The sequence below is a fragment of the Psychromonas sp. CNPT3 genome (genome assembly GCF_000153405.2).
Lineage (GTDB): Bacteria > Pseudomonadota > Gammaproteobacteria > Enterobacterales > Psychromonadaceae > Psychromonas.
This window is the reverse complement of sequence record NC_020802.1, coordinates 1,031,700-1,046,167: the sequence shown is the minus strand read 5'-3', so window position 1 is coordinate 1,046,167 and position 14,468 is coordinate 1,031,700. Positions and strand designations below refer to the sequence as shown.

Below are 14,468 nucleotides of genomic sequence, written 5' to 3'. Positions count from 1 at the left end.
TAATATAATATAATACTCGGAAAGGTTCTTATAAGTCAGTATAAATCGCTTATTAACTTACATCCACTTTACTTTAAACTATTGAGTATAGTGCATACTCGTATATTGTAAATCCTAGGGATTTCGTTTTATTCACATATATAAGCATATATAACAAATGCTACCATAACGTTATAACATGATATTAACATTTTTTGTAACACTTATTATTACCCTAAATCCATTACATTTTCACATCAATTAAGAGGCTAAAATATGAGTATTTTAAAAGCGACGTTTGCGGGAGGATGCTTTTGGTGCATTGAAGCATCATTTAATCACTTAAATGGCGTGATAGAAGCAAGATCAGGTTATACGGGAGGCGACATAATAGAGCCAACATATGAACAAATATGTACCGGAAAAACCGGCCATGCAGAAGCCGTACAAGTTACTTATGATAGTACAAAAATTAGTTACACTGAGCTGCTACTCATTTTTTTTAGTCTGCATGATGCATCGCAACTAAATAGACAAGGAGCCGATATTGGTAGCCAATATCGCTCAGCTATCTTTTTTCATGATTTAGAACAACAAAAAATAGCCAATGCATTTATTTTACAATTGCAAACAGACAAGGTTTTTGATGCGCCGATTGTCACTGAAGTTACAGCCTTTTTAGATTTTTACTTGGCAGAAGATCATCACCAAGGGTATTTTTTACGTAACCCAGAGCAACTTTATTGTACTGCGGTTATTGCGCCTAAATTTAATCGCTTTAAAGAACGTTTTAAAGCGCAATTAAAACTGACTTGAAGATGTACCCATGAGACGTCATGACAAATCAGCAAGCCAAATTAGGCTTAGCTTCTAACATCTGAAGTCACATGGATATCGACATTCTTATTCAAATTACAAATGCGCTTAATAAACCAATTAAGCCACCAAAGATCCCGCCCCAAACAACTAACCAACCTAAGTGCGCGCGGATCATGGTTTGGATGATCTCTTTTACTAGTTGTGGCGTTAACTCGTTTAAACGTTGCTCTATGATCTGCTCAATTTGCATTAAAATATCTTGCATCATATCGGGTTGTTTAATTTCAGATTTAACGAGTTCCATAAATTTATCATCTTGGGTTAAATCAATGATAGAACTACGCATATGTTTTATAAAGGGTTCACGAAGAGGCACTAATGCTTCTTCACCACCAAACATACCAAGCATGCCACCAAAAGAGGATTCCATGATCACCGTCACCAGGCCATCATAAGTCGGATTCAAGTCTACTTTTTCGATCACCGGTGCCAAATCAAGGTGTGTCATTGACAACGATCCCGTACTTAAAAAACGCTCTACATTTTGACGTGTAAAAAATTGATCCATCATTAATGTGCGTATACCCGCTTTAAATTCTTTAAAATGCGCCGGCACCACGCCAGATCCATATAAAAAAGGTATTTTTTCAAAAAGCATAAACACCGCTAACCAGTTTGTAAGTGCGCCCGAAAGTGCAAATAACCCCACCATGATCAATATATTCGAAAATTCCGTTTCCGTTAAACATAACCCTACGATTAAAATAACCGCTGCTATAATATTGGTCATTAAACTCTTATTCATTGTTCTTCCTCTCTAAAAAAATACGATCACTACGCCTAAACGACAAAAAATCCAGTGTCGATGACAACTGGATTTTAATTCGTTTTATACCTAACGATAATTAGGCTTATTATTCACCGCGTAATTTTAAACTACGCAATGCTTTATCCAATACACCATTAACAAATTTATAAGATTCGTCAGTAGCAAAATCCTTCGCCAGTTCAATGGCTTCATTTAGAACTACTTTATGGGGTACATCAGTACGGTAACTGAGTTCGAACATTGCTAAACGTAAAATGGCAATATCAACCATATCAACATCACCAATCTTACGTGATAGATAAGGCGATAATTTTTCATCTATTGTTTCAATTCGACTCACAACACCTGCAAGTAATTCCTTAAAATAAGGCACATCTGTTTTTGAAAAATCTTGATCAACAGAAAATTGCTCTATTATTTGACCCACTGGCCCTTTGGTGATTTGCCATTGGTACACAGCTTGCACTGCAAATTGACGTGCGCGACGACGCTCTGCCGGTTTCATTTTCATTATCCTAATTCCGCTATTACATTAATCATTTCTAAAGCACTTAATGCAGCTTCACTGCCTTTATTGCCCATTTTTGTTCCTGCACGCTCAATCGCTTGATCAATTGAATCGGTTGTTAACACACCGAAAGCAACTGGAATATCAAACTCAAGAGATACTTGTGCAAGACCTTTATTACATTCATTAGCCACAAATTCAAAGTGTGGCGTACCACCACGAATAACGGTGCCTAATGCTATAATCGCATCATATTTTTTTGATGCTGCAACACGTTTAGCCACCAGCGGTAATTCAACAGCCCCGGGTAAACGCACTACTGTAATATTATCATCTTGTACTTGACCGGTACGCTTAAGGGTATCGATTGCCCCTGCTAATAACTGCTCATTAATAAAGCTGTTAAAACGAGAGATCACAATTGCGATTTTCGCATCTGGTGCAGCTAAGCCACCTTCAATTATTTTCATTTTCGACCCTTATTACAATATTTTGTGCATTCTAACACATTTTTTTTATCTATAAACGGCAAATATGCATGATCTAATCAATCACTTTAGGCGTAAAAGCTAAAAAACCAAAAAAACATTTTACAGCCTTTGATAATGCCCATTTAACCACGTTATATAATATGCCATTATTTTACATAAAAAAGCGATTCTACAAATAAATATCTTTGTTTATCCCGTAAAAAATCCACTACGAGCCAGTAAGTCCATTGTAGATTCTTTTTCAGTTTCAACGTTTTGGTTGCTACTGATCAAGCGCTCTAAATAACGAGCAATCACATCGACTTCTAAATTAACCAACGTGCCTACCTGATAATCTTGCATCGTAGTTTGCGCAATAGTATGCGGTATGATGGTTAGTTTAAAAGCGCTATTATCAATCGCATTCGTTGTTAGACTAATACCGTCAATGGTAATTGAACCTTTTTCTGCGATATATTTTGCGAGATCTAATGGTGCTTTTATCCAATATTCAATCGCACTACCCACTCTTGTCATCGATGTTATTTCACCAACACCATCTACATGGCCACTTACAATATGCCCGCCAAAACGCGAACTCATTTGCATCGCTTTCTCTAAATTGACTTTAAAACCTATTTTGATGGAGGCAAAACCACTGCGTGAGATCGTTTCATTCGAAATATCCACATCATAGCCATTTTTATGTAAGGCCGTAATGGTGAGACAGACCCCATTATGCGCAATACTATCCCCTAACTTAACATCGCTTAAATCTAACGTTCCACTATCAACACTGATTGTCATATCATGTGCATGATGCTTAATGGCAGAGATAGTTCCCACTGCTTCAATAATACCTGTAAACATATTAATCTCGATTGCTAATAATGCGAATATCATTACCGATCACGGTAACCTCTTGGAGCGTTAATTGTAGCACGTCATCCATCGTTGAAAAATCATCTAAATTAACTAAACTTCGCGCTTGTGCACCCATTAATTTAGGCGCTTGATACAAAATGAATTGATCAACCAACTGCGCTTTAAAAAAGGCGCCGGCAAGCGTAGCCCCCACTTCTAACCAGATATCATTGAGCTCATAGCGGTTTAGTAATTTAAGTAGTGAGCGTAAATCAATATTTCCAGCTTCATCTGCCGGGCAGACGACCGATTGCACTTGTGCAACCCCTTTAAAATCTGATAAATCATGGCGCAGTTGTAATGCCACCAAAATGATATCTCCCGGTAATGAAAATATCTTTTCTTGACCGGTTAATTTATTTCGGCTGTCTAAAATAATGCGTAAAGGTTGACGCAGTTGCTCTGCGCTGATCTCACCTTTAAAGTACATTGACTGTTGAAGTTCTTCAAAACGAACGTTTAAACTGGGATCATCGGCTAATACGGTCGATGCGGAGCTTAATATGGCACTTTGCTGAGCGCGAAAATGTTGCACATCACAACGAGATTGCGATCCGGTGATCCATTGACTTTTTCCATTTTTAAGGGCTGTTTTACCATCTAAACTTGCACCTAGCTTAAGCGTGACACGGGCTCGTTTATGTAACATTCTATTAATAAAGCCTAAATTTAACTGCTTAGCTTGTGGCTCTAACAGGCCAACGCTCACCTCTATGCCAGCATCTTGTAAAAGTTTAATGCCTTGTCCTGCAACTTGAGGATTAGGGTCGCGCATCGCCACACACACGCGTTTTACGCCCGCCTTGATTAAGGCTAGCGCACAAGGCGGTGTTCGCCCAAAATGCGAACATGGCTCGAGTGTCACATAGCATGTGCTGCTCTGCGCTTTGCTGCCAGCCATCGCCAATGCGTATACTTCCGCATGCCCTTGGCCCGCCTTAAAATGAAAGCCGGTGCCTACAACGATATCGTCTAACACAATAACGCAGCCCACATTCGGATTTGGCGCGCTAGTGAAACGTCCTTTTTTTGCTAATTCAAGGGCGCGAGACATATACTCTTTATCTTGCTCTGAAAAACAGACTGTCGTCATTTATGCCTTAATAATATGAGTTATCGGGAAAGAGACTTAAGATATTTATAAGCACATAAAGTGCTTTTTAATATCTTTGACGCTATTTTATTTTTCCAATTTGGCGATTTCTTCACCAAACTCTTTTACATCTTCAAAAGAACGATATACCGATGCAAAACGAATATAGGCTATTTTATCCAGACCTTTAAGTAAATCCATGACTAATTCGCCGACCATTTTTGAGGTCACTTCTCGCTCGCCCGTCGCACGTAATGTCGATTTTAATTGATTTAAACTCACCTCGATATCTTCCATACTCACTGGTCTTTTTTCTAATGCGCGGTGAATACCCACCAGCAACTTACCTTCATTAAAAGGTTCTCGGCGACCATCCGATTTGATCAGATGAGGTAATACTAATTCTGCTGTTTCAAACGTGGTAAAACGTTCATTACATTCGTTACACGCGCGACGTCGACGTACTTGGGCTCCTGCGGCAACCAGACGAGAATCAATTACTTTCGTATCTTGCGCACTACAAAAAGGACAATACATAGTTTCATTCCTTGCTCTTACAAATATAAATAAAAAAACCACACAGTGTGCAGTTTTTTCATTATCATTCTTTATATGGCACCAACATAAATATCCTTTATTATGCAGGTATAAAGCTCCGCCTATTTTTGGTAAACAGGGTTTGCTTTACAAAAAGTTGCCACTTTTACTTTGACTTCAGCGATCACTTTTTCAAGTTTTGGTGCATCTTTTAATGCATCCAAAATATCACACATCCAATTTGCTAATTCACTTGCATCAGCAACCGTTGCGCCACGACGCGTTAAAGCCGGCGTCCCAATACGTAAACCAGATGTCACAAAAGGAGAGCGTGGATCGTTAGGTACTGAGTTTTTATTTACCGTAATGTGTGCTTTTCCAAGGGCTGCATCGGCTTCTTTACCCGTCACATCCTGCGCAATCAAATCCACCAAAAACAGGTGATTTTGCGTGCCATTAGATACAATTTTATAACCGCGTTGTTGGAACTCTTTTACCATCGCTTGCGCATTATCTAATACTTGTTGTTGGTAAACTTTAAACTCAGGCTCAGCACATTCTTTAAATGATACCGCTTTAGCTGCGATAATATGCATAAGAGGGCCACCTTGACCACCTGGGAAAACAGCTGAGTTTAATTTTTTCTCAATTTCTGCATTGGCTTTAGCCAAAATTAAACCACCACGAGGGCCGCCTAATGTTTTATGCGTTGTGGTTGTCACGACATCTGCAAAAGGGATTGGATTAGGGTATAAACCCGTTGCCACTAAACCTGCAACATGTGCCATATCAACAAACAGGTAAGCACCTACTTTGTCGGCGATTTCACGAAACTTTGCCCAATCAACAATACCTGAATAAGCTGAAAATCCAGCCACAATCATTTTAGGTTTATGTTCAAGCGCTAAACGCTCTACTTGTGCATAATCTAAGATACCTGTCTCAGGATCAATACCATATTGTATTGCATTGTAGACTTTTCCTGAAAAACTAACGGAAGAGCCATGTGTTAAATGTCCACCATCGGCCAAACTCATGCCTAATATAGTATCGCCAACATTACATAATGCGGCATAAACAGCACTGTTTGCTTGAGAGCCTGCATGTGGTTGAACATTTGCATAATCAGCACCAAAAAGTGATTTAGCACGTTCAATGGCTAATGACTCAGCGACATCTACGAACTCACATCCCCCATAATAGCGTTTGCCAGGGTAACCTTCTGCATATTTATTAGTCAATTGACTACCTTGTGCTTGCATTACACGAGGGCTTGTATAATTTTCTGAGGCAATCAACTCGATGTGCTCTTCTTGACGCTCAACTTCATCGGTCATTGATTTCCATAATTCTGGATCATAATCAGCAATATTCATATCACGGTTAAACATGTGCATCTCCTATCAGAGGGTGAGTTTTCACAAAGCAACTTTATTTAGAGTGCACATTTTACCCACTCTTAGCGCTGTTGCATAGTGCCAAAAAGAGGAATGCAGGAATAAATTATTTAAGGTGCCATTTATGTATCACTTAAAGCACTGGTTTACTTTTTACAGGCGCATCGATCAAAGTCTCTTTTCAGAATAATCTTTGCCTAATCTTTCTTTTTTATATCAAAATCACGAACACCTCACGTCATAAAATAATTAGCTGTCTATAATAAAACGCACAAGCTACAAGATATACTATATCTCATTTTCCCAGTGTTAATATCGCACTGTATGCCAGATATACACTAGTTTTGCTCATCCTATTTGAGCGCCAATAGTCTGAATGTGCCCACAAGTTTTTCGGGCTATTGGTTTTCCTTTTTCTTTATTTCTATTTTATCTCCTATGTTTTCTCCCGCACGCGCTCGAACAGCAAGACAATACTCGACAAAATAACATTAAATAGCCCTTAGCGACTGATACAAAAGGGTAAGTGATAAAGTAAACACCTCCGTGATTGTAAAGCGTCCCTTTAACCTGTTATCTATTCACCTATACGCTAACACTTTGTCCACATACGACGTTTTTATTTTGCATATTGAAGTATCACCGCTCTATATCGGTAGTCAAAATGTGCTGACCTGCACATAACAAAACCTAAATTCAATAAAGCGACAGGAAATTTATACAAAATTGCAGTACCATCAATATTATTTGTTAATGATATTGTAGGTAATTATGTCCATACAAGCGCAACCTCCCTTTCAAGAAATTAACCCTGTTTGGCAACAACGTCTCGCGGGCGAGCCTAATAAAGAGCGCCGCATGGATCAACGAGATCCTTACCAAAGAGATAAAGCGCGCGTATTACATTCGGCTGCATTTAGGCGTTTACAATCTAAAACGCAAATTCACAACAATGGACGCAGTGATTTTTATCGTACTCGTTTAACGCATTCCCTTGAAGTAGCACAAATAGGCTCTGGGATAGTGGCGCATTTATCTGTTTTACAAAATGAATTTATGCCTTTACTGCCCAGTCACGATCTCATGGAAACTATCTGCTTAAGTCACGATATCGGCCATCCACCTTTTGGCCATGGTGGCGAGACTGCGCTAAATTATATGATGGCAGATGCAGGTGGGTTTGAAGGTAATGCGCAAACGTTTAGGATCTTAACGCAACTTGAACCTTATACGCAATATAATGGTATGAACTTAACGCGGCGTAGCCTACTCGGCATTTTAAAATATCCTATTTTTTTAGACACGTTAAGTGCGCCGTATCCAAATTCGACGTCCCTTAGCTTTCGCGAACTAAAAAGTGAGCAATGGCTCCCTGCTAAGGGTATTTACAATCATGATAGTCTCTTATTAAACGCAACCTTAAGTCCCTTATCGCCTAACGATAAAGCACTTTTTCAAACATTACGCCCGCAAGATGACATCAAAAAGCATAAAAAATCACTCTATAAGTCGCTTGATTGCTCTATTATGGAAATTGCAGATGATATCGCGTATGGCGTACATGATTTAGAAGATGCGATTGCGATGGGTATCATTGACCAATCCTTGTGGCACGATCACGTGATTGCTCAGTTACAAACAATTCACGACATCGATAGATATCTAAACCTGAAAAAACTCAGTAAAGATCTTTTTTCATCTGCCCAGTACGAACGTAAAGATGCCATTGGCGCTTTAGTTAATGCATTGATCACATCTTGTGAGATCCGCCCAGTAAAAGCCTCTTTTACCGAGCCCTTACTTGCATACAATGCCTATTTGAAACCCATTATGTTTAATGTTCTCGAAATATTAAAGCACTTTGTTTTGAATTATGTGATCAAAAAACCAGATTTACAAATCGTAGAATATCGAGGCCAACAGATAGTAATGGAGTTATTTCAAGCATTTCATGCCGGTGCTTTACGCTTTCTTCCTGAGCCAACCAAAACAAACTGGCTAGCGCAAGATGGCGATGCTGCAAGAGAAAAACGGGTGATTGCCGATCATATTTCAAGCTTAACAGATAGTCATGCACTCGGCTTACATGCCAGTTTATTTAGCAGTCACCCCAGTCCATTAATGATGAGCTGATGCTGAATGATTCCGTGCGGGGCCTGAGGCTTATCTCAGTTGAGCAGGTGATCCGAGCAAAGAAACTAAAAATGTGATCTGTCTTGCTGGTTGAAATTATCCCGACCTGTGTTGTGAGTTTTGCAGTAAGAACAACTCGCGCCCTGATAGTGCTAATTTCTCCTGCGCAATGCATGAGAGCTAATTAATTTCATTGCTATTAACTTGTGCAAGCGCAGCCGGATACCCTCTTGCGTGCGCTAATTTTTGGGCCAATTGAGTGACATCTTGAGCTGAGAGATAAATGTCGTCTTGAGTTGATGTTTGCATTAAGTATTGCGGACTGTTTAACGTCTGTATATGCCCAAATATCACTTTAGCTGCCGTTAACACAGAAGACGCTTTAACCACTTCACAACGCGCATAATTTGCGCCAACAAAAGAGGTGTCACTGGCGCGTAAGGAGGCATCCTCACCTGGTATTTGTTGGGCACCAAATAAAGGTTTACTACCGAGTGTTGCGTTACTAAACTCGGGGATATATTGGCTAATATGCGCAATCGCACGCTGACTACGCTGACGCACTAATGCATCATCCCAATCACGCTCTATTTTTTTAATAAAATGAGCCGGTAATTTTGGCTGAGCGCTCAAAGGACTGCTTTTTACCAGGCCATCTTTAAAGAGTGTAATATCTTCTGTCATGCCATGTAATTGAAAATAACCTTGGGCGTATGGCGTAAATTGCGCCATACCTTGTGGCGTACCACGCTCACCCACAAAAATAATTTCTGGCCACGTTGCATCACAATTCTCCCATTTTGTAACATAGGCGGCTTTGAACTCGACCAAGCGTTGACGTTTAACGTTAATTAAATCATCTATTTCGCCACTGCGAAAACCGGCTGCATTGATCAAATAATCAAAGGTATCCGAACTGCCACCTGATGCACTTTGGTAATGGATTGACCAGCCTGCTGGCAATTTTTGAATGTTTTTAACTTGATGCTTAAATAATAATTGGCACTGTTGCATTTTCTCAAGAGAAAGGGTCACACTGGCTGCTAAACGGAATAAGTTTAAACCGTATTCTTGTACTAATAACAATGGAAACTGTAATTTATCCAAATCTAAGTGTTTAGCGACGGGGATCATCCATTCATTATTCGTTTTGGGATGCACAACATTATCTCTTTGTCGTAACTGCATAATTTGAGCGAGTGAATAAAAACAAAAATAGTCTTTGCTCTCACCTAACACTTTATTTTTAGGATCTTGCTCTATCAGTTTTGCATATTCAGAGCGCAGTACAAGCAAGCGTTCTGTTAACTGCTCAGGAGAGCCTGGATCAGTTTTAGGCAACGCTATCACCGTGGGGCGGTAATCTATCGCGTGAGGATAAAATCGTAATAAATCGATCGACTGCTTTAATAGGGTCAAACACTGTTGTTGATCGATTTCTCGATACAGGTTGCCCCCAGCATGCAAATGACAAATGGGTGGACCATTAACAAGGCTTTCGCCTTTTTCAAATAATGTAATATTATTCAAGCCTCTCTGACTCAAATAAAGTGCAATCGATGCACCCGCAATACCACCACCAATAATTGCTATCTTCACGTTATATTCTCGATTAATCGATCAATTCATATTCATTTTTTTCAGCTAACATGGCAATCATATCTGCAAAATCACTGCAAACCGCATCGGGTTTATGCAGCGAAATGTCTTCGCCATAATTATAACCATACGTTAAACCAATACTTTGCATATTAGCTGCATTAGCCGCTAATATGTCGTTACGCGAATCGCCAACCATGACGCACTGCTGGTAACTTACGCCGAGTTTTTCACAAACATATAATAAATGTTGCGGATCAGGTTTGCGCACACTTAATGTATCGCCACCCACACAAAGTTCAAAAATACCTTCTAGCTGTAAGCCTTTTAAAATAGGCTCGATAAAAGCAAAAGGTTTATTCGTAACAATCGCTAAACGATAACCTTGTGCCTTAAGTATTTTTAATGTCGCACGAACATGAGGATAAGTCACGGTTTCAACACATAAATTATTTTTATAAAAATCGAGGAAAATAGAAACCGCTTCCTCTAATAGCGCACTATCTAAATCTTCAGAGTGATCCATTTTCCCTAATAAAGCACGTTTAACCAATATTTGAGCGCCATTGCCCACCCACGACCGAATAATATCTTGGCTAAAAATATCACGCTTTAATGCGACTAACATGTGATTTATCGCAAGGGCTAAATCCGGGGCACTGTCGATTAACGTGCCGTCTAGATCAAACATGATCAGTTTTTTATCATTAAATCTCACTGTTACTTCCTTTGTCAAAATGGTCTGTCCATAATTTATTAATATAACGAAAAAGAGATAAATATTGTACATACTCTTTCTTTAATTTTTCTTTGTCGATCACTAAATGCTCTGCATATAAATCATAATAATGATCAAGCAGATAATTTTCATCTGCCTCGTTTAGCTGATTAATACAACAACACGAAGCAAGATCATAGGCACTACACGCCAAGACAGCATATTCCCAATCTAATATTTGCACCTCTCCTGATGCTGTTTTTACTATATTTAAAAGTGAAAGGTCGCCATGGCATAATGTATCTTTTGCTGAACTGTGGTCTAAATCAGTGGCCAGTTGCCTATAAAAAGCATGCTCTTTTTCATCAACATACCGATCTGAATGCTTTTTTAAGTCTTTTAATTCTGAGGCTAAACATTGAAGTGGCGCGATTTTCGTAGGTATTTGATGAATAATAGAGAGTTGGGTTGCCAATAGGGTTAAAGAGTCTGTATTGACCTCTTTGGGCGTCTCTCCCGCAATAAACGCTTGTAATTTATATGATCCTTTTATGGCGATCACTTTGGGTGTTAAATTCAGCTTACTTAGCAGTTGTTGCAATTGATACTCACACGCCCTTTGCGTAGCCGTGCGGGCTTGTACATTTAAACGCTTAAATATAAATTTTTTATTATCAATGCAATGAAGCACAAAAACCCGATTAGTAATCGCATGTGCTACTTTTTGCACGCTGATGATTTTAAGGTGGCACAGCTCAGAGAGCCACTTTCTTTCATCGGGGCTTAACAACATTAATGCGCTATCCACGGCAAGATGCCAACAATATTGAGGTTTATCGGTGTTGTAGCGTCGACGATCTCAATAGAGGCATTACTCATCAATAATGCACCATCTTCAGCAAGTTGCATCTGCGCGCTTAAGCGTTGTCGCTCTGATGCGCTTAACACTGAGCCTAATTGTAAACGCACCCCTAAAAATTCAGGTACAAAATATTTCCCAATCATGCCCGCATTCTTTTTATAAGTACTTTCAAGCTGCGAGCGGATATCTTTTAAGCGCGCGTAGTCTAAGTCCTGAAGCGCCTCGGTTTTTGCCATCGTTTGTACGACTAAGGCGCATTGTTGTGCTTCTTTAAGCGTGACTTCTATCATGGCGCCATCTTTACGCCATTGATCTGAAAAGAAAGGCATTAATTGCCCATCTTGCGTAAAGCCAATCGCTTTGTGTTTATTATCGACCACCATTTCCGCCTTTTGAATTTGACAATTCGTAGCGTGCTCAACATCGCGTAAATAAAAAACAGTACTAACAAACTTATGATCTAACTTAAACGTCGTTTTCATATAGCCAAAAAATAACGAGTAATTGAGCTTTAGTGGCGCAGCAAACGCATTACTTACACTAAAAATCATGACTAATATAACCAATGCGCGCATCAGGGAACTCCTTAACTAGGCTTCAAAATCGATGTTTTGTGTATTATCGGGCGTTTTACGGGGCTCAATATCCACTCCGTCATCCTTATTTTCATCATCATCAGATTCATCATTATCAGATTCATCGACAGCAACCACCCCGACACCACACGTTTTGCGATACACAAGACCCATTAAATTAAAATAAAATGGAATATAAAACAATAAACCCAATCCTGATGGCAGAAGTGCAATAAAGAACAAAACCCCCAAAATAACAAACATAAAGGTAAATTGACGTAGATTTTTATGCACCAACTTAAAGGATATTTTTAAGGCGACTTGTGGCGACATTTTCTTTTCCGCGATGAGCGGATAAACCAAGCTGAATGCCATATTCAAATAAAGCAGTACCACAATAGAAAATTGTAGGCCTAATGATCCCATCACATTCCCGAGCACAAGACTCACACCATTACTTAATACACTAATGATCATCGTTGCCAAAGACAGCTTAAAGAGCAAATTAAAGAAATTAAAGACATCGGTCATTTTACTTCTCAAGCCGATAGAGTGATTAACGCCCATCATTTGCAAGCCTGTCACAAGTGGCGGTGCAATCAATAAGGTAATGACATAATTAATGATCATCAAACTACTGTCTTCGCTCTCTGAGTATTTATATAGCAACACATAAGCGGTGCCGATAATAATAAAAGTAAACAGGCAAGCAATAAACATAGGCAGATAATTTTTACGAGTGATCACAAACGCATCTTTAAATAACGGTTTTAAATCAAGCTCATAGCCCTGTGTTAATGATTTTTTAATATCACCACCAAGGATAAAATATTTTTTCTTCATAAGAAATTAATGATCCTAATTGATACATAATAGAGCGCACTATTGTAGGGGGTTCCCTTAGCTTTTCAAGTTTATTTCGCAACGATGGCATCAACTAGCAAAGGAACAGAAATACTTGCCTTTTCGAGTATAATTTTATCAAAATTACTCTGCTGCTGACTTGCTGTAACATTTAGCTCTATCGAGTAGGCCCCTGCTTGCTTTGCTTCTTCTGCAAATCCGGCTGCCGGATACACATGACCCGATGTCCCTATTGCAATAAACAGATCTGCCTCAAACAAAGCATCGTAAATAGTATCCATTTCGAAAGGGATCTCGCCAAACCAAACAATATTTGGGCGCATAGAGCCTTTAGTCTGGCAATTCTGACAAATATCATGCACATGCATCTCTTTATCCCAATCAAACACCTGCATACAGTGCGTGCAACGCGCTTTGAGTAGTTCACCATGCATATGGATAATATTCTTAGACCCGGCTTGTTCATGCAGATTATCGATGTTTTGAGTGATCAATAAAAAATCGCCAGAGAACTCTTGTTCTAATTTTGCAAGGGCTTGATGCGCAGTATTGGCCTTAATATTCTCCAAACAATATTTCTGACGAATATTATTATAAAAATTAAGCACAAATTGAGGGTTTTTGAGGTAGCCCTCTAATGTTGCCACGTCCTCAACGCGGTGATCTTCCCAAAGGCCATCCTGCGCGCGAAAAGTGCGCACACCAGATTCAGCAGAAATACCTGCACCGGTTAATACAACGATCTTTTTATAATTTTTCATACCCTTAATATCCATGATTATTTCTGTGTTATTCCAGCTAAAAAAAAAGCAAAAAAAAAGTCGCTAAGCGACTTTTTTTAATACCAAAGACTAAAGTTTTTCATCAGTCTTAGGTAAGTTAGTTTCAACTAACTCCTTTAACTTTTGGCCCGCTCTAAAAGTAACCACTCTACGTGCTGCAATCGGAATATCTTCTCCTGTTTTAGGGTTTCGACCTGGGCGTTCGCCCTTATCTTTCAGTTCAAAACCACCAAAACCGGATATTTTAACCGCTTCACCACTTTCAAGTGTTGCTTTTATCTCTTCAAAAAACGACTCCACAAATTCCTTTGCTTCACGTTTACTTAAACCAATTGTGTCAGATAGGTGAATTGATATTTCTGCTTTAGTCAGTGCCATA

General features: G+C 39.2%; 16 protein-coding genes. 2 read left to right on the top strand and 14 right to left on the bottom strand.

What is annotated here, in order from left to right:
* Positions 1–255: 255 nt before the first annotated feature.
* Positions 256–795: a peptide-methionine (S)-S-oxide reductase MsrA gene (msrA, locus tag PCNPT3_RS04640; protein WP_015464713.1), complete on the top strand. Its 540-nt coding sequence runs from the start codon at positions 256–258 to the stop codon at positions 793–795.
* A 91-nt stretch (positions 796–886) separates the two neighbouring features.
* Here the strand turns inward: msrA and PCNPT3_RS04635 are convergent, their stop codons facing one another.
* The 7 genes from PCNPT3_RS04635 to glyA form a co-directional block, all read right to left on the bottom strand.
* Complete coding sequence (locus tag PCNPT3_RS04635; protein ID WP_015464712.1) at positions 887–1,603, bottom strand: hypothetical protein; 717 nt, start codon at positions 1,601–1,603, stop codon at positions 887–889.
* Positions 1,604–1,712: 109 nt separating this feature from the next.
* Positions 1,713–2,132 (bottom strand): transcription antitermination factor NusB, encoded by a 420-nt coding sequence (gene nusB, locus PCNPT3_RS04630; protein ID WP_015464711.1) that lies wholly within the window; start codon positions 2,130–2,132, stop codon positions 1,713–1,715.
* Positions 2,133–2,137: 5 nt separating this feature from the next.
* On the bottom strand, positions 2,138–2,605 hold the full coding sequence (gene ribH / locus PCNPT3_RS04625; protein WP_015464710.1) for a 6,7-dimethyl-8-ribityllumazine synthase: 468 nt from the start codon (positions 2,603–2,605) through the stop codon (positions 2,138–2,140).
* A gap of 210 nt (positions 2,606–2,815) precedes the next feature.
* On the bottom strand, positions 2,816–3,475 hold the full coding sequence (locus tag PCNPT3_RS04620) for a riboflavin synthase (protein WP_015464709.1): 660 nt from the start codon (positions 3,473–3,475) through the stop codon (positions 2,816–2,818).
* 1 nt (position 3,476) lies between these two features.
* On the bottom strand, positions 3,477–4,622 hold the full coding sequence (ribD, locus tag PCNPT3_RS04615) for a bifunctional diaminohydroxyphosphoribosylaminopyrimidine deaminase/5-amino-6-(5-phosphoribosylamino)uracil reductase RibD (RefSeq protein WP_015464708.1): 1,146 nt from the start codon (positions 4,620–4,622) through the stop codon (positions 3,477–3,479).
* 87 nt (positions 4,623–4,709) lie between these two features.
* Entirely contained in the window at positions 4,710–5,159 is a 450-nt protein-coding gene (gene nrdR, locus PCNPT3_RS04610) for a transcriptional regulator NrdR (RefSeq protein WP_015464707.1), read from the bottom strand.
* 122 nt (positions 5,160–5,281) lie between these two features.
* Positions 5,282–6,550, bottom strand: coding sequence for a serine hydroxymethyltransferase (glyA, locus tag PCNPT3_RS04605; protein ID WP_015464706.1), 1,269 nt, complete (start codon positions 6,548–6,550; stop codon positions 5,282–5,284).
* A gap of 777 nt (positions 6,551–7,327) precedes the next feature.
* Here glyA and PCNPT3_RS04600 point away from each other — a divergent pair.
* Positions 7,328–8,689: an anti-phage deoxyguanosine triphosphatase gene (locus PCNPT3_RS04600; RefSeq protein WP_015464705.1), complete on the top strand. Its 1,362-nt coding sequence runs from the start codon at positions 7,328–7,330 to the stop codon at positions 8,687–8,689.
* 180 nt (positions 8,690–8,869) lie between these two features.
* Here the strand turns inward: PCNPT3_RS04600 and PCNPT3_RS04595 are convergent, their stop codons facing one another.
* The 7 genes from PCNPT3_RS04595 to PCNPT3_RS04565 all read right to left on the bottom strand — a co-directional run bounded on the left by PCNPT3_RS04595 (position 8,870) and on the right by PCNPT3_RS04565 (position 14,467).
* The gene (locus tag PCNPT3_RS04595) at positions 8,870–10,288 is read right to left on the bottom strand and encodes an FAD-dependent oxidoreductase (protein WP_015464704.1); all 1,419 of its coding nucleotides are present in this window, start codon (positions 10,286–10,288) and stop codon (positions 8,870–8,872) included.
* A 13-nt stretch (positions 10,289–10,301) separates the two neighbouring features.
* Positions 10,302–11,006, bottom strand: coding sequence for a phosphoglycolate phosphatase (locus PCNPT3_RS04590; RefSeq protein WP_015464703.1), 705 nt, complete (start codon positions 11,004–11,006; stop codon positions 10,302–10,304).
* A complete protein-coding gene (locus PCNPT3_RS04585; protein ID WP_015464702.1) occupies positions 10,996–11,799 on the bottom strand; it encodes a phosphotransferase in 804 nt (267 codons plus the stop codon). Before PCNPT3_RS04585 ends, PCNPT3_RS04590 begins: the two co-directional genes overlap by 11 nt.
* Entirely contained in the window at positions 11,799–12,443 is a 645-nt protein-coding gene (locus PCNPT3_RS04580; protein WP_015464701.1) for a DUF2987 domain-containing protein, read from the bottom strand. The genes PCNPT3_RS04585 and PCNPT3_RS04580 overlap by 1 nt, the downstream gene beginning before the upstream one ends.
* Before the next feature lie 15 nt (positions 12,444–12,458).
* The gene (locus PCNPT3_RS04575; RefSeq protein ID WP_015464700.1) at positions 12,459–13,286 is read right to left on the bottom strand and encodes a membrane protein; all 828 of its coding nucleotides are present in this window, start codon (positions 13,284–13,286) and stop codon (positions 12,459–12,461) included.
* A gap of 71 nt (positions 13,287–13,357) precedes the next feature.
* Complete coding sequence (gene cobB / locus PCNPT3_RS04570; protein ID WP_015464699.1) at positions 13,358–14,068, bottom strand: Sir2 family NAD+-dependent deacetylase; 711 nt, start codon at positions 14,066–14,068, stop codon at positions 13,358–13,360.
* Positions 14,069–14,158: 90 nt separating this feature from the next.
* Complete coding sequence (locus PCNPT3_RS04565; RefSeq protein ID WP_015464698.1) at positions 14,159–14,467, bottom strand: integration host factor subunit alpha; 309 nt, start codon at positions 14,465–14,467, stop codon at positions 14,159–14,161.
* Position 14,468: the final 1 nt, after the last annotated feature.